This is a genomic window from Sulfurimonas sp. HSL1-2, assembly GCF_039645565.1.
Taxonomy (GTDB): Bacteria; Campylobacterota; Campylobacteria; order Campylobacterales; family Sulfurimonadaceae; genus Thiomicrolovo; species Thiomicrolovo zhangzhouensis.
In genome coordinates this window covers 335,116-349,702 of the sequence record NZ_CP147914.1, presented here as the reverse complement: position 1 = coordinate 349,702, position 14,587 = coordinate 335,116, and the positions used below count along the sequence as shown (strand labels likewise).

13 protein-coding genes and 1 tRNA gene are annotated in these 14,587 nt (G+C 57.0%); 9 read left to right on the top strand and 5 right to left on the bottom strand.

Annotation, left to right across the window (positions count from 1 at the left end; translation table 11 throughout):
* Positions 1 to 22 precede the first annotated feature (22 nt).
* The 3 genes from infC to WCX18_RS01800 all read right to left on the bottom strand — a co-directional run bounded on the left by infC (position 23) and on the right by WCX18_RS01800 (position 2,576).
* Complete coding sequence (infC, locus tag WCX18_RS01810) at positions 23 to 556, bottom strand: translation initiation factor IF-3 (RefSeq protein WP_345989065.1); 534 nt, start codon at positions 554 to 556, stop codon at positions 23 to 25.
* Positions 553 to 2,361: a threonine--tRNA ligase gene (gene thrS, locus WCX18_RS01805; protein ID WP_345989063.1), complete on the bottom strand. Its 1,809-nt coding sequence runs from the start codon at positions 2,359 to 2,361 to the stop codon at positions 553 to 555. The genes infC and thrS overlap by 4 nt, the downstream gene beginning before the upstream one ends.
* A gap of 139 nt (positions 2,362 to 2,500) precedes the next feature.
* Positions 2,501 to 2,576, bottom strand: a tRNA-Val gene (locus tag WCX18_RS01800).
* A gap of 157 nt (positions 2,577 to 2,733) precedes the next feature.
* Between WCX18_RS01800 and WCX18_RS01795 the strand changes: the two genes are divergently transcribed.
* Both WCX18_RS01795 and WCX18_RS01790 read left to right on the top strand, forming a co-directional pair.
* Positions 2,734 to 3,147 carry a hypothetical protein gene (locus WCX18_RS01795; protein WP_345989061.1) on the top strand — a complete coding sequence of 138 codons (414 nt, stop codon included), beginning with the start codon at positions 2,734 to 2,736 and terminating at the stop codon, positions 3,145 to 3,147.
* Positions 3,144 to 4,217 (top strand): DegT/DnrJ/EryC1/StrS family aminotransferase, encoded by a 1,074-nt coding sequence (locus WCX18_RS01790; RefSeq protein ID WP_345989059.1) that lies wholly within the window; start codon positions 3,144 to 3,146, stop codon positions 4,215 to 4,217. Before WCX18_RS01795 ends, WCX18_RS01790 begins: the two co-directional genes overlap by 4 nt.
* Here WCX18_RS01790 and WCX18_RS01785 read toward each other — a convergent pair.
* The gene (locus WCX18_RS01785; RefSeq protein ID WP_345989057.1) at positions 4,214 to 5,056 is read right to left on the bottom strand and encodes a hypothetical protein; all 843 of its coding nucleotides are present in this window, start codon (positions 5,054 to 5,056) and stop codon (positions 4,214 to 4,216) included. The two genes, WCX18_RS01790 and WCX18_RS01785, sit on opposite strands and share 4 nt — an antisense overlap.
* Positions 5,057 to 5,225: 169 nt before the next feature.
* On the opposite strand from WCX18_RS01785, the gene topA reads away from it, so the two are divergent.
* From topA to WCX18_RS01750, 7 genes are all read left to right on the top strand, one after another.
* Entirely contained in the window at positions 5,226 to 7,451 is a 2,226-nt protein-coding gene (gene topA / locus WCX18_RS01780) for a type I DNA topoisomerase (RefSeq protein WP_345989056.1), read from the top strand.
* Complete coding sequence (locus tag WCX18_RS01775) at positions 7,448 to 7,969, top strand: YfcE family phosphodiesterase (RefSeq protein WP_345989054.1); 522 nt, start codon at positions 7,448 to 7,450, stop codon at positions 7,967 to 7,969. The genes topA and WCX18_RS01775 overlap by 4 nt, the downstream gene beginning before the upstream one ends.
* Positions 7,966 to 8,814, top strand: coding sequence for a biotin synthase (locus tag WCX18_RS01770; protein WP_345989052.1), 849 nt, complete (start codon positions 7,966 to 7,968; stop codon positions 8,812 to 8,814). Before WCX18_RS01775 ends, WCX18_RS01770 begins: the two co-directional genes overlap by 4 nt.
* A 3-nt stretch (positions 8,815 to 8,817) precedes the next feature.
* Positions 8,818 to 9,981, top strand: coding sequence for a cation:proton antiporter (locus tag WCX18_RS01765; protein ID WP_345989050.1), 1,164 nt, complete (start codon positions 8,818 to 8,820; stop codon positions 9,979 to 9,981).
* Between the two features lie 61 nt (positions 9,982 to 10,042).
* The gene (gene amrA / locus WCX18_RS01760) at positions 10,043 to 10,624 is read left to right on the top strand and encodes an AmmeMemoRadiSam system protein A (RefSeq protein WP_345989048.1); all 582 of its coding nucleotides are present in this window, start codon (positions 10,043 to 10,045) and stop codon (positions 10,622 to 10,624) included.
* Positions 10,621 to 11,400 carry an AmmeMemoRadiSam system protein B gene (gene amrB, locus WCX18_RS01755; RefSeq protein ID WP_345989046.1) on the top strand — a complete coding sequence of 260 codons (780 nt, stop codon included), beginning with the start codon at positions 10,621 to 10,623 and terminating at the stop codon, positions 11,398 to 11,400. The genes amrA and amrB overlap by 4 nt, the downstream gene beginning before the upstream one ends.
* A gap of 265 nt (positions 11,401 to 11,665) precedes the next feature.
* Positions 11,666 to 13,318 (top strand): hypothetical protein, encoded by a 1,653-nt coding sequence (locus WCX18_RS01750; protein WP_345989044.1) that lies wholly within the window; start codon positions 11,666 to 11,668, stop codon positions 13,316 to 13,318.
* Positions 13,319 to 13,532: 214 nt separating this feature from the next.
* Here WCX18_RS01750 and WCX18_RS01745 read toward each other — a convergent pair whose 3' ends face one another.
* A complete protein-coding gene (locus WCX18_RS01745; RefSeq protein WP_345989043.1) occupies positions 13,533 to 14,528 on the bottom strand; it encodes an NAD(P)-binding domain-containing protein in 996 nt (331 codons plus the stop codon).
* Positions 14,529 to 14,587: the final 59 nt, after the last annotated feature.

The following is a 14,587-nucleotide window of genomic DNA, read 5'->3' as shown; positions in this document are numbered from 1 at the left end:
CGGCCGGCAGCGGGGGAAAGCGTTACTTCTTCTTGTCGTCTTTTTTCGGCAGGACGAGCATGTTGTAATAGCGCCCTTCCAGGCGGGGCTCTTTATCCATGACGCCGATATCTTCGACCATCGGCCACACTTTGAGCAGGACATCCTTTGCCGCTTCGGGGTGGGCCATTTCACGGCCGCGCAGGAAGACGCGGAATTTGACGTGCTTGCCCTCTTCGAGGAACTCGCGGGCGTGCTTGACCTTGTAGCCGACGTCGTTCTCGGCGATCTTGACGGAGAGCTTGATCTCCTTGACCTCGATCTTGACCTGCTTCTTTTTGGCCTCTTTTTTCTTCTTCTCTTCTTGGTACTTGAATTTACCGTAATCCATGATCTTCGCGACCGGCGGTTTCGCCGTCGGTGAGATCAGAACAAGATCGAGTCCGAGCTCATTCGCCTTGTCCATCGCGACTTCTGTCGGGACGACGCCCAGTGCCTCTCCGCCGTCTACAACACAGCGTACCTCGTGAGCTCGGATGTCATCGTTCATGATGACGCGGTCTTGTTTTTTACTCAAAAATGTACCTCATTAATTTTCTTTTGGATCAGCCCCATGAACTCCGCTTCCGGGAGTTCGTACTGTGTCCGTTCGCGGCGGTCGCGTACCGCCACTTTTTTATTGCTTACCTCTTCGTCACCGATAACGATGATCATAGGCACCCGTCCTTTTTCCGCTGTACGGATCCGTTTGTTCAGACTCTCGTTCTTATCGAAGATCTCCGAATCGGCGCCGATATCCATCAGCATGTCGGAAAGTTCCTTCGCATAAGCGTTGTGTGTCTCGGCAATCGGGATGATCGCCACCTGCGTCGGTGCGACGAACATCGGGAATTCCCCAGCGTAATGCTCTGTCAATATACCAATAAATCGCTCAAATGAACCTAAAATCGCACGGTGGATCATGACCGGCTGCACTTTGCTGTTGCCCTCGCCGGTGTATTCAAGCTCAAAACGTTCCGGCAGGTTGAAGTCGAGCTGCACCGTACCGCACTGCCATTCGCGGCCGATGGCATCGGTAATCTTGATGTCGATCTTCGGCCCGTAGAAGGCCCCGCCCCCTTCGTCAATCCCGTAGGTGAGGCTGTTGCGGTCCATCGCGGTTTTGAGCGCGTTGGTCGCCGTCTCCCAGATCGCGTCGTCGCCGACGGCCTTCTCCGGCTTGGTGGAGATCATCATCTGGTAGTCGAACCCGAAGGTCTTCATGATCTTGTCGATGAAATCGACGATCTCGATGATCTGCCCCTCGATCTGATCCGCTGTACAGAAGATGTGGGCATCGTCCTGCGTAAACTCCCGCACACGGAAAAGCCCGTGCAGGGCCCCCGTCATCTCGTGGCGGTGGACGACGCCGTATTCGAAGTACTTCAGCGGCAGGTCGCGGTAGGAGTGCAAATCGTGTTCATACGCCTTGATATGCCCGACGCAGTTCATCGGTTTGACGCCGAACTCGATCTCGTCGATGTTGGTGAAGTACATGTTCTCGCCGTAGTTCTGGTAGTGCCCGGAGGTCTTCCAGAGGTCCGAACGCAGCATCTCCGGCCCGCGGACCGGCTCGTAGCCGCGCTTGCGGTGGGCTTTGAACAGCAGCCCCTCCAGGCGGGAGCGCAGGCGTCCTCCGGCCGGCAGCCAGATCGGGAAGCCCGCACCGACCTCTTCGCGGAAGGTGAAGAGCTTCATCTCGTTCCCGATCTTGCGGTGGTCGCGTTTCTCCGCTTCGGCCATACGGTCGAGGTAGGCCTTGAGGCTCTCCTTGTCCGCAAACGCGATCCCGTAGATCCGGGTCAGCATCTCGTTCTTGCTGTCGCCGCCGCGGTAGGCCCCGGCGATCTTCGTCAGCTTGAAGTGGCGGATATGGCCGATGCTCGGCAGGTGTGGCCCGCGGCAGAGGTCTTCAAAATCGCCCTGCTTGTAGATGGAGACTTTTGTCTCCGGGATCCGCTTCAGGACATCGAGTTTCAGCTCGTCGTTGCCGAATTTGCGTTTGGCCTCTTCCATCGAGATCTCGTAGCGTTCGATGTCATACTTCTTTTTCGCCAGTCTGAGCATCTCTTTCTCGATGTTCTTCAGGTCCGCTTCGCCGATCTCTTCGTCGACTTTGAAATCGTAATAGAACCCTTCTTTGACAACGGGACCTACGAAAAACTTGGCATTGGTGTAGAGCGAATTGATCGCCTGTGCCATCAGGTGCGCCGTTGAGTGGCGCAGCACTTCCAGGGCGGCATCCGAGTTATCCAGCACGATCGCTTCTCCGCTGATCCCGAGGGCCTCGGCAGTTTGCAGGTCTATGATATCGTCGTTGTGTTTGAGTGCAATAGCATCCATCAATCTCTGTTCCTAACATTCATTTTGTCACGGGACACCCGAAGACGTCCGGAAATAATGGCGTGATTCTAGCGCATTTTCCTATGGAACTTCGTTAAAGGATCGGATAAAGAGTGGGATTTAATTTTGTTTGGAAGAATGGTGGCCCCAACAGGACTTGAACCTGTGACCACCACCATGTCAAGGTGGTGCTCTACCAACTGAGCTATGGGACCATCAGTTAAGAGGCCGAAATTATAGCTCCTCCTACTTTAGATTTTGCTTAAGAGCGTAACCGCCGCAGACACGTCTCCCGTTTCCCGTCGGCACGTTAAAATACCGGAATATCACCAGCTATGCTATGATTATAGACTCACAGCGCAAGGAGCGGACATGACGGCAACGCAGTTGGAACATTCACGGATGAAGGGTGGAACCGTCAGCGTCAACCCTTTCTTGCTCTTTCTCATGCTGCTGGTTGCCCCCTATGTGCTCTTTCTCGGTCTGCTGGTGGTGGTGACGGGGGAGCTTGACCTGTTCCTCCTGGCCGAAACCGTCTGGCAGGGCGAGTGGAATGCCTTTGTCAAGACGTGGATCATCGGCAGTTTCGTCCTGGCCCTGCTCGGGGCGCTCACCTTCGGCGGCTACCGTACCGAACGCTACCTGCTTCGGCGGCGCACCGCCCATACGGTGGCGCCGCGATTGACCCGGCACAACAGCCACTACGTCATCGAGGACGAACCCGAACCGGAGGACGAGACCCGCTATGCCGATCTGGGTGACGCCATGGAGTCGCCGAAACAATGAGTCTCCCCAGCAGTGCCGCCGCACTGATCCCCTTCTCCCCGCGTGAACGGGAACGCGCCGCCCTCGCCGAACGGACGTTCGCGCTGGACGGCAAAGCGCTACCGCAGCTGGAAGCGGCCGTCGCGGCCTATCACGGCTGCGCGCATGCCGTCGCATTCGACACGCCGGCTTCCGCACTCGAAGCGGCCCTTAACGGTGCAGGCAGGGTCATCACCGACGCCATGGCCCCGCCCCATCGCCACACCGCACTCTCGCGCAGCGGCGCGCAAACGGTCTATGCCGATATCGGCCTCGGCGGCGTCCTTATAGGCAGCGCCATCGCCGACGCCGTCAATGCCGAAACGACGACCGTGCTCTTTGCCCATTTCGAAGGCATCCGTTCCCAGTGCCCCGCGCTGCCCCCGGCACTGACACTGATCGAAGACATCACCGCCTCGCTTGCCCCGGCCCCCATCAGCGCGACGGCCGTCTGGTCCCTGTCGCCCCTTATGCCCGAAGGCGTCAGCCCCACCGGTTTTCTGCTGACCGACGACGATGCGAGTGCGGCGCACGCACGCCTCTTCCGGAGCGCTGGCCGGAAACCGGGCAGCCTCTGGAACTACGACCTCCCCCTGCGCGGCGCCGACTGCACGCTGGACCTCCTGGCCGCCGCCGTGGGACTGGAACAGATGACACAGCTGGAAGCTGCCTGCGAACGCCGCCGCGAAAACAGTACACTGTTGGATGAACGGCTGGGCGCTTCGACCCTTTTCGACCGCATGAAACGCGCACCCGACGATGCACCGGCCAGCTACCCAGTTTTACTGACGCCGCAGCTTTACTGCCCCAAAGAGGATATTTATACCGGTATCAGCGCAAAGGGGGTGGAGGCAGCCGTCTGCTGCAAACCGCTCTACAAAACAACCGCTTTTAAAGATGACAGTGTCCGTTTACCGGTGACGGAGGATTTCTACAAAGCCCTGCTGCAGCTGCCCTGCCACCACCGGCTTACATCGTCGGAAGCGGAACAGGTCGCCGCGGTCCTGCTTGAAGCGACGGAGAAATACGCCTACCGGGGATGCCGCTTTTAGTCGCCCACGGCAATCCGCAGCGCCAGAACGTTGGCAATGCCGAGGATCATCATGGCAGGATAGAAGAGTCCGGCCATCAGAGAGACCATCACGACCGGCCCCAGGAAAGGGACCAGTATCAGCAGCATTACGACAACCATCGCCAGCGCGGCGATCCCCATGAATGCCAGCCCGAGATAAAAGACGAAACGGAAATACTCCCCCTTGGCCGCGACCTGCCACACCGCAGGTGTGAAGACCGAAAAAACCGCCTTGAACGCTTCCCCGAAGGTATCCGAGAGGATCACCCGTCCCTGGGCGATGGGGTAGACGTAGGCGATCAGCATCCCGACGACCAGCACGGGGATCACCGTTATCCCCATCGCTTCCATGAAGGCGATCAGCTGCGCTTCGTCCGTGGCGGACTCCTCGAGGACGGCCGGGTCTATTCCCACGGCAAACACCAGCACCATCCAGAGCAGGAACAGCCCCATCCCCATTACAAACCAGGCCAGCCAGGCACCGAAAGCGGGTGCCTGGTAGCGGGTCATAAACGCTGCGAACGTCGTCTGTTCCGCTGACGCGATAAAGGTGCCGATGGTATCGGCATTGACCAGGGTGCGTCCGACGTAGATCTGTACCGCTTGGGCAAAAACGCCGAGCGCCACGGCAGCGACCATCCCCAGCAGCGGTATCAGCTCCAGCAAGGAGAGCAGTATAAAAGCGGCCAGGGTTGTCAGGGCCAGCGTACGGTTGCGTTCTACGAATTCCCACCCCAGACGAAACGCGTTCTTCACCGGCTCCCGGCGGGCCTCGTCTACAAGGCGGTTCTCTGTCAGCTCCATGGTTCCCCCATTCATGATTTCGGACCATTATACAAAACCGCCGCCTTCAAAACCCTGCACCTCCCCAAGGCCGTCCGAAAAACTTGTCTCTGCCTTAATCTGGCAAACCGTTTTCAGAGCGTTAAAACTTTTTTCGCTACACTTGCGAACTCAAAACCGCAATACTATATATATAGGAAACTCATTGAAACTGATTATCGTAGAGTCCCCGGCCAAGGCAAGAACCATCAAGAACTTCCTCGGAAAAGGGTACGAAGTCATCGCTTCCAAGGGGCATATCCGCGACCTCCCCAAAAGCCGCTTCGGCATCAAGGTCGACGAGGAGGCACGCACGCTCACCCCTGAATACAGCGTCTCCAAGGAGAATGCGCCCACGGTCAAACAGATCCAGGATCTGGCCAAGAAAGCGGATGAAATCTACATCGCGACCGATGAGGACCGCGAAGGAGAAGCGATCGGATGGCACATCGCCCATGCGATCAAAAAAGACCCTGCCGCCCTGCCGCGCATCGTCTTCCACGAGATTACCAAAACCGCTATCGAGCACGCCCTGGAGACGGCCCGCGCCATCGACATGGACCGCGTCAACGCCCAGCAGACCCGCCGTCTGCTCGACCGTATCGTCGGTTACAAGCTCTCCCCGCTGCTGAGCTCCAAGATCCAGAAGGGGCTCTCCGGCGGCCGCGTCCAGTCTTCGACACTCAAGATCATCGTCGACCGCGAACGGGAAATCAAGGCCTTTAAACCCGAAGAGTACTGGACCATCGATACGGTTTTCACCCCTGGCATCGACGCCAGCCTCTACAGCTACGATGGTGAAAAGCTCGACAAACTCTCCATCAAGAACCAGGCCCAGGCCGAAGCGATGACCGAGCGCATCCGCGGCGAGGCCTTCAGCGTCAGCGCGATCGAAACCAAGCAGCGCAAAACCTCCACGCCGCCGCCATTCATGACCTCGACCCTGCAGCAGACGGCCTCGAGCAAGCTCGGCTTCTCTCCGAAAAAGACGATGATGCTGGCCCAGACCCTCTACGAAGGAGTCAAAACCCCCAGCGGCACCTCCGGGGTCATCACCTATATGCGTACGGACTCTCTCAATATGGCCAAAGAGGCCGTCGAAGCGGCCCGCGACACCATCGTGAAGACCTACGGCGAAAAGTACCTTCCGAAATCCCCCAAAGCCTACGGCAAAAAGGCAAAGGGGGCCCAGGAAGCCCACGAAGCAATCCGCCCGACGATGCTCGATTTCACCCCGCAGGTCGCGGCCCAGTACCTCAAACCCGACGAACTGAAGCTCTACCGCCTCATCTACACCCGCTTCCTCGCCTGCCAGATGACCGATGCGCTCTTCGAGCAGCAGTCCATCACCTTCCAAAGCGATAGCGCCGAGTACAAGGCGACGGGCCGCAAACTCCTCTTTGACGGCTTTTACAAAGTCCTCGGTACCGATGACAAGGACAAACTGCTGCCGGCCCTCGAAGAGGGGCAGAGGATCGCCCTCGAGTCGATCGCGCCGACGCAGCACTTTACCGAGCCGCCGTCACGCTACTCCGAAGCGAGCCTGATCAAGAAGCTCGAAGCCGAAGGGATCGGCCGTCCGTCGACCTACGCCCCGACGATCTCGACGCTCCAGGCGCGCAGCTATATCGACATCGAAAAACGCCAGATCGTCCCGACCGAGGTCGCCTTTACCGTCACCGAACTGCTGGAGAAGCACTTCCCGGAGATCGTCGACGCGAACTTTACCGCGAACATGGAGGAGATCCTCGACAAGATCGCCGACGAACACCATGACTGGCAGAACGTCCTCGTCGACTTCTACTTCCCCTTCATGGAGGAGATCACCAAGGGCAAAACGGAGATCAAGAGCCTCAAGATGGCGGAGCCGATCGGCCGCAACTGCCCCGAATGCGGTTCGGAACTGCTGATGCGCTCGGGCCGTTACGGCAAATTCATCGCCTGCAGCGGCTTTCCGAAGTGTAAATACACCGAGCAGGTTGCCGAAGAGGGTGCACCTGCCAAGCAGGCACCGGAAGCGGAAACGACCGATGAGATCTGCGACAAGTGCGGCAGCCCGATGGTCATCAAAAGCGGCCGTAACGGCAAGTTCCTCGCCTGCAGCTCCTATCCGAAATGCAAAAACACCCGTCCCCTCGAAGCCCCGAAAGCAGCAACGGTCCCCTGCCCGGACTGCGGCGGCAAACTGCTCTTCCGCCAGTCGCGCCGCGGGGCGTTCTGGGGCTGTGAGAACTACCCTACCTGCAAATTCATCTCGAAGTTCGAGCCGACGGACAAGAAGTGCGACCAGGAGGGGTGCGACGGCGTCCTTGCCCGCCGTACCTACCGCGGCAAAGAGGTCTATGAGTGCGTCAAGTGCAAGCACCGCACCCCGATCGAGGAAGAGGCGTGAAAATCGGGCTGCTCTCCGACACCCATAAAAAGGTGGAGTATTCCCAGCAGGTGATCGACCACCTGCTGGCCGAGGGCGCCGAATTCCTGATCCACTGCGGCGATATCGTCAAAGAGGAGATGCTCCAGCAGCTCAAAGCGGCCGGCAAACGCTACGTCGCCGTCTACGGCAACAACGACCCGCACCTGGCGGCGGTGCATAACCGCTACAACCTGGTGCAGGAGCCGCACTACTTCAAGCTGGCGAAGACGAAATTCAAACTGATGCACCTGCCGTTTTACATGAGTGCCGACGCCCAGATCGTGCTCTTCGGACACACGCACACTTTCGAGTGCGATTTCAAAAACGGTACGCTCTATCTTAACCCCGGTGAAGCATGCGCCCGGTCCAAACCGGTCTCGGAATGTGCTATGCTTGAGATCACGGATGACGCCTTCAACGTCACCCAGTACAGTCGGCAGCTGGACGAAGCAGCGTTCCACGCCCGGCACTTCAGTTTCGAGAGGGAATCGGAATGACCGAGAAGGTTTTCCTGTGCGCTATCAGCAACATCAACAGCGGGACCTGCAGCGAAGACTGCAAGTTCTGCTCCCAAAGCGTCCGCTATAAAGCCGACATCGCCCGCTACAAGCAAAAACCCGTCCCCGACATCATCCAAGAGGCCCGCTCGGCCAAAGCCTCCGGCGCCCTCGGCTTCTGCCTTGTTACCGCGCACAAAGGACTCGATGACCGTACACTCGATTTCGTCTGCGAAGTCGCCGAGGCCGTCAACGCGGAAGTGCCGGGGCTGCGCCTGATCGCTTGCAACGGTACCGCCTCCGTTTCCCAGCTCGAGACCCTCAAACGATCCGGGATCAAGGCCTACAACCACAACCTGGAGACCTCCCGGGAGTTCTACCCGCAGATCTGCACCACCCACCCCTGGGACGAACGGTTCGAGACCTGCGAGAACGTCAATGCCGTCGGTCTCAAACTGATTTCCGGCGGGATCTTCGGCCTGGGCGAAACCCAGGAGGACCGGCTCAGTATGCTCACCTCCCTGCAGAAACTGAACCCGGTCTCCGTGCCCATCAACTTCTACCACCACAATCCGGCCCTGCCCCTGCGTCCCAACCCGCTCACGGCGGACGAGGCCCTGGAGCTGATCACGCTGACGCGGGAGATGCTGCCCGATGCCGAGCGCATCATGGTCGCCGGCGGGCGGGAGCTGATGTTCGGGGAGCGGCAGCACGAAATCTTCGCCGCCGGTGCCAACTCCATCGTCGTCGGCAACTACCTCACAACGGAAGGGCGCGACCGCAATGCCGACCTCGAAATGCTGCGCAGTCTCGGCCTGGCCGTCGCGGACCGCGTCGGGGAGTAAGCGATGGATCATGATATCACGCTGATCATCACCCTCGCGCTGATCATCATGTTCTCTCCTTTCCTCGCCAAACTGTTCAAAATCCCCACCACGCCGATCGAGATCATCCTCGGGGCTTTTTTCGGCTATGCCGGACTGCTGCACGGCAGCCACTTCTTCGAATTCATCGCGGAGGTCGGCTTTCTTTTCCTCATGTTCCTGGCCGGGATGGAGATCAACCTGCGCACCTTCTGGCGTATGGACCGTACCGTTTTGCGGCGTATCACCCTCTACCTCATGGCACTCTATACCCTCTCGGGCATCGCCGTCTGGTACTTTGAACTCGGCCGTATTTTCATGGTCCTGCTGCCGCTCATCTCCGTCGGTCTGGTCGCCGCGCTCAACAAGGAGTACGGCAAGTCCGAGTGGCTCGCGCTGGCGATGCTCGCCGGGGGGATCGGCGAAGTCGTCTCCATCGCCATCCTCACCGTCTCCTCCGCCGCGCTCGAGTACGGCGACGGCATCGGGCTCTTCAAAACCATCGGTTCGCTCGTCCTCTTTATCGTCATCATCACCCTGCTGTTCAAGCTGCTGCAGCTCTTTTTCTGGTGGTACCCCGAGGTGGCGACGATGCTGATGCCCCACGTGGACAACCGCGAACAGGACGTCCGCCTCTCCATCGGTATTCTCTTCCTGCTGGTGGCCATCATGCTCTATCTCGACCTCGAGCTCGCCTTTGCCGCCTTCATCGCCGGGATGTTCATCCCGACCTTTTTCGAGCATAAGCATGAGCTCCCGGAGAAACTCGGAAGTTTCGGTTTCGGCTTCCTCGTCCCCCTCTTCTTCATCTACATCGGGACGACTTTTGACCTCAATGCGCTGATGATGGAGGGGCTGATTTCCAAAGCGCTGATGGTCACCTTCGTGATGATCGCGATCCGGCTCATCGCGGCGCAGATCTTCGCCCCCGCGATGGGGTGGCGCGACGCCCTGCGTATCGGGCTCAGTCACGCCATGCCGCTGACGCTCCTTATCGCCATTACGACCCTCGCCTACACCAGCAACAGTATCGACAAGCTCCACTATTATGCGCTGATCCTTGCCTCGCTCTTCGAAGTCATCGTCGTCATGATCGCCATCAAGCTGCTCCATATCGTCCGGATGCCGGCCGAGGAGCTGCATGGCTGACCTGTCACTATACGTAACATTTTGTGCTATAATCATCTGATATGGCATGAAGGAGACGGCTATGACGCTTCAGACCCTCCTGCTGCAGCTTGCACGCGCAGCGATCGCATCGGCGTTCGGCGAACCTTTCCCTTTCGATAAAGCCGAACTGCTTGCTCAATTCCCGGAACTGGATGAACCCCGCGCCACCTTCGTCACCCTCAAGATCGGGGGAAAAGCACTGCGCGGCTGCATCGGTTCCATCGTCCCGCACACCTCGCTCTACGAGGATGTCATCGCCAACGCTCGATCCGCGGCCTTCAGCGATCCCCGCTTTTCGGAACTGACCGATCGTGAATACCGCCGCTGCAGCGTAGAAATCTCGCTCCTGAGTGTTCCGGAAAATCTCCCGTATGAAGATGCCGACGACCTACGGCGCAAAATTCGTCCGAACGTCGACGGCGTTATCCTGCAGTTCAATGGCCGCAGCGCGACCTTCCTGCCGCAGGTCTGGGAGGAGCTGCCCGACTTTGATTCCTTCTTCGCCCACCTCGGCCTCAAGGCCGGCCTGGGGACGGACGTCCTCAACCACCATCCCGATATCTTCACCTACCAGGCGGAGCATTTCGAGGATGCTCCCCTGGAACAAGGAGGTGTATTATGAGCGCACGCACAACCGCACATGCCGGGACCTTCTACCCGGCCCAGGCTTCGGAAATTGAACGTTTTTTCAAAGCGTTCGAGGAGATGGGAAACGTCGACGTTCCCGAAACGCCGCGGGCGCTGATCGTCCCCCACGCCGGTTACATGTATTCGGGCTTTACCGCGCACCTGGCCTTTGAGCAGCTGCGCCATTCAACCGCCAAACGCGCCATCGTCATCGGCCCTTCACACCGGGTCGCCTTTCACGGGATGAGCGTCTCGCTTTTTGACGAGTTCTCCACCCCGCTGGGGGACCTGACCATCGACAGGACTTATGCCGAGAAGCTGAAGGAGAAATACGGGCTCGCGTTCGAGCCCGCAATGCACATGGAACACTCGACGGAGGTACAGATGCCCTTTATCAAGCACTACGCCCCGCAGCTGGAAGTCGTGGAGATGGTCTACGGCGCCTTCGACCCGAACACACTCGGCGTCATCATTACCGACCTGCTCAAAGACGAGGAGAACGTCGTCGTCATCAGCACGGACCTCAGCCACTTCTATACGGAAGAAGAGGCGAACAGGCTCGACAATATCTGCCTGAACGCCATTAACAAACGGGAGCCTTCCATGATGCATTCGGGATGCGAAGCCTGCGGCGCCATCGGGGTGGAAGGGGTACTTATTGCTGCCCAGAACGACGACCTCAATGTCAAGCTCCTCGACTACCGCACCAGCAGCTGGACGACCAAGGATACAAGCAACGTCGTCGGATATACTTCGGCGGTCTTCTACTAACCGCGGAAGAGCGCTTCTGCTGCACTGCCTAAAACACCTTTTACCAAAAGCGGCCCCCTCTGACGTACAATGAATCCAACTTCAATATTTGACATACGCCAATGCATATCGCAATATTTAATATATTTAAATTGTATGAAATATTTAAAAACTTCTATATCCTAATCATATCCTATTATTTTCTATTTAAGTTATCTCATTATTGAAAGGTGTACAATAGTTTTTAGGTAATGAAACTCGACCAGAATCATATAAGGAGTACACGATGAATTTGGTAAGCAAAATGCTGACAGCAGCTGTATCAACGGCAGCAATTGTGGCTATGACGGCTTGTGGCGGTGGTGGTGGCGGATCGTCAACACCGGCAGGGGTGTTTCTGAAAACGGTAATTGACAGCGTAACATCAGGCAATAGGTATCCGCTAAATAATGATGATGCCTATCAAAAGTATCAGAATCTATACCTGGCTTCGGAAATCGAGGGCTCGGGTAATATAGAGAAGATCTCCCTTTATTATTTTTATGATGAAGCATCCGAGATTTCGTGTCCGCAGATGACCATTAGGCTGGGACATACCAGCGAATCGAACCTGACAGCCACCTACGCTGACAACGTGGAAAATGGCTATGGTTCACTGCAGACTGTTTTCGACAACAGAACACTGACCATCCCAGCCGGCAATGCTGGAGAAGCATTTGACATCACCCTTGATGAACCGTTTGCCTACAATGGTACAGACAACCTTGTCATTGAATTTGAAAGAAGCGCAGCATGTTCGGCCAACCTCTATGCCCAGAGAGGTGATAGGCCCGAGCCGCGTAGAGCCTATAATTTTGGCGCCGTTTCACCGACAGCCACCGGTCTTGATGGAACTTTGTTGAAAGCGACATTTGCGTTCGGCGGCGGTGACAACACCCAATATTACGGTACAGGGCTCGACCATGCCTACCCATTGACGACAGGGGCAAATCTCCGTATGCAAAACATGTACATGGCAGCCGATATCAACGGTTCCGGTCCCGTTACCGGCTATGCCTTGCGGCTGAACAAGCTCTCCGTCGAAGGGAACTATACGATGACCGTGAAGATGGGGCATACTTCATCTGATGTGCTTTCGGCGACCTTTGCCGACAATGCCGACAAATTTGTGACCGTAGCACAGGATGTCACCGTCCATGTCCCGGCCGGAATTCCGGCCGGCGGATGGGTATGGATTCCTCTGAACGGCACCTTCAACTATAACGGGACAGACAACCTTGTCGTCGATTTCACTACGTCCGCTGGACAAGGGGACCTGAACTATGTCGAAGCGGTCAATCTGGGCGGCAGCCAGCGTGTTTATGGGAACAACGTCGCTACGGGCACGGTAGACGGCTATGTCAACAATGCCAAGTTCCGTTTCAATGGTGCAGGTATGAGCGTACTGATGTCGACAAACCAAACAGGTCAGGCTTTCCCATTCTGGGCCACAGAAGGTTCTATGCAGCATCTTTACAGTGCGTATCAACTGGGTTCTGCAGGTACCATCAACCGCATCGAGTGTAGAGCGAACAATGACCAAGCAGCCGATACGGGCTATGATTACAATGTCTCTATGGCACATACGACCGCCATGGATTTAGGTACTGTTTTTGCGGACAACCTTGTGTCCGATAAAACCGTTGTCTATTCCGGCATGATCAACACGCCTGCAGTAAAAGCGGGGGACTGGGTCGGTATCAATCTGACGAAGCCGTTCAAATATGACGGTGTTTCCAACCTGGTACTCGAGATCAGAGGTACAGGCGGTTCAGGCGGTATTGACTGTAGACGCGGCAATACCCCGAATCAGCAGCTCTTGTGGGGCAATTATGATGCAGCAGCAACATCCGGCTCCACAGAAGCGAAACTGGTCGACACCCGCTTCTATTTTAAATAAACAGCCTGGGGGCTGTGTTAGATGTTTCTGCTCTCGCAGCAGAAACATCATCTCTCACCAAAGAACGTTCATCAAATGAAAAAACACTCTCGTTGAATGTTAAAGTCCTGCTTTCTTTCACTCATATCGTAATCTGCGAGAGTCCAATAATGTTTTCAAATACATTCGCCTGTAGATCACGCCATCCTTGGTTGCCCACTCAGTCTTCAAGCCCTTAATTGAGCCGCTTGATAACGTCGTCGTCACGCCGCAGCGTCTTGTCGTTGTCGAGAATGTGCCGCGCGATATAGAATCCGTGGTTCAGCCCAAGTGCGATGGAGCCACCACGCTCCTGGGTGATATCCCCGGCAACAAAGATGCCCGGGACGTCGCTCTCGTAGTTTTCATCGTGGACCGGGCACCCCTCTTCGATCCCAATGCCCGATCCCGTCAGGAAGGCACTCGGTGTCGTCCCGCCGATGGCGTAAACGACGCGGTCAAAGGTCTCCGGCTCGCGATCTTCGAAGATCACCTTCACTTTGCCGTCCTCCTCTTCAAGGCCTTCGATGTTTGTATTGAGAATAGGGCGTACCTCGCCATGGGCAATGGCATTGGCGATATCGGTCTGGTTCGTCGGGTTGGCGCGTCGGAACGTCGCACGGCGGTAGCAGATGGCCACATTGTTTTTCGTGGCCAGGTCGACGGCATACTCGACCGCCGAATCCCCCCCGCCGACAACAAGAATCTTCTCGTTCTCCGTCACGTCGTCGAGGGTGTAGTTGACCTGTTTGCGGATCGAAGGCGGAATCTTGTAATCGGGTTTGTTCGGTTTGCCCATCCGGCCGATGGTGACGACAACATAGCGCGCACGGATGCTGCCGCCGGGGACCATGACATCGAAGATGCCGTCGTCGCCTCTGACGATCTTCTGCACTTCCGTCTGCGTCTGCAGTTTGACAGAGTGTTTCTCCAGTACCTCATCGAAAAAGTCGAGGGTGCTCTCTTTCGTGCCGTCGATAAAGTAGATGTTGCCGTCGAGCTCGACCTTCTGACCCTGCCAGTCTTTGTCGACACGTTTGTTGTCCTTGTAATATTTCCGGATCGTCTCGTTGTGGCTCTGCCCCTTCTCCAGGATGATGATGTCGCGCATCCCCAGCAGGTAGCTCTCTACCGCTGCGGCGATTCCCGCGGGGCCCGCCCCGATGATCGCCAGGTTGTAAACTTCGTCCATACTCTCTCTCCTGCAGCCGTTTGTATTGCCTATTATTGTAGCACTTTAGGATGACGAAA

Excerpts from the sequence above, each read along its gene's own strand:
- WCX18_RS01795 (WP_345989061.1), top strand. The coding sequence starts at position 2,734 with ATGACGGCAACGCAGTTGGAACATTCACGGATGAAGGGTGGAACCGTC.
- WCX18_RS01785 (WP_345989057.1), bottom strand. The coding sequence starts at position 5,056 with ATGAATGGGGGAACCATGGAGCTGACAGAGAACCGCCTTGTAGACGAG.
- amrA (WP_345989048.1), top strand. The coding sequence starts at position 10,043 with ATGACGCTTCAGACCCTCCTGCTGCAGCTTGCACGCGCAGCGATCGCA.
- WCX18_RS01745 (WP_345989043.1), bottom strand. The coding sequence starts at position 14,528 with ATGGACGAAGTTTACAACCTGGCGATCATCGGGGCGGGCCCCGCGGGA.
- WCX18_RS01790 (WP_345989059.1), top strand. The coding sequence starts at position 3,144 with ATGAGTCTCCCCAGCAGTGCCGCCGCACTGATCCCCTTCTCCCCGCGT.
- amrB (WP_345989046.1), top strand. The coding sequence starts at position 10,621 with ATGAGCGCACGCACAACCGCACATGCCGGGACCTTCTACCCGGCCCAG.
- WCX18_RS01750 (WP_345989044.1), top strand. The coding sequence starts at position 11,666 with ATGAATTTGGTAAGCAAAATGCTGACAGCAGCTGTATCAACGGCAGCA.
- WCX18_RS01765 (WP_345989050.1), top strand. The coding sequence starts at position 8,818 with ATGGATCATGATATCACGCTGATCATCACCCTCGCGCTGATCATCATG.
- WCX18_RS01770 (WP_345989052.1), top strand. The coding sequence starts at position 7,966 with ATGACCGAGAAGGTTTTCCTGTGCGCTATCAGCAACATCAACAGCGGG.
- thrS (WP_345989063.1), bottom strand. The coding sequence starts at position 2,361 with ATGGATGCTATTGCACTCAAACACAACGACGATATCATAGACCTGCAA.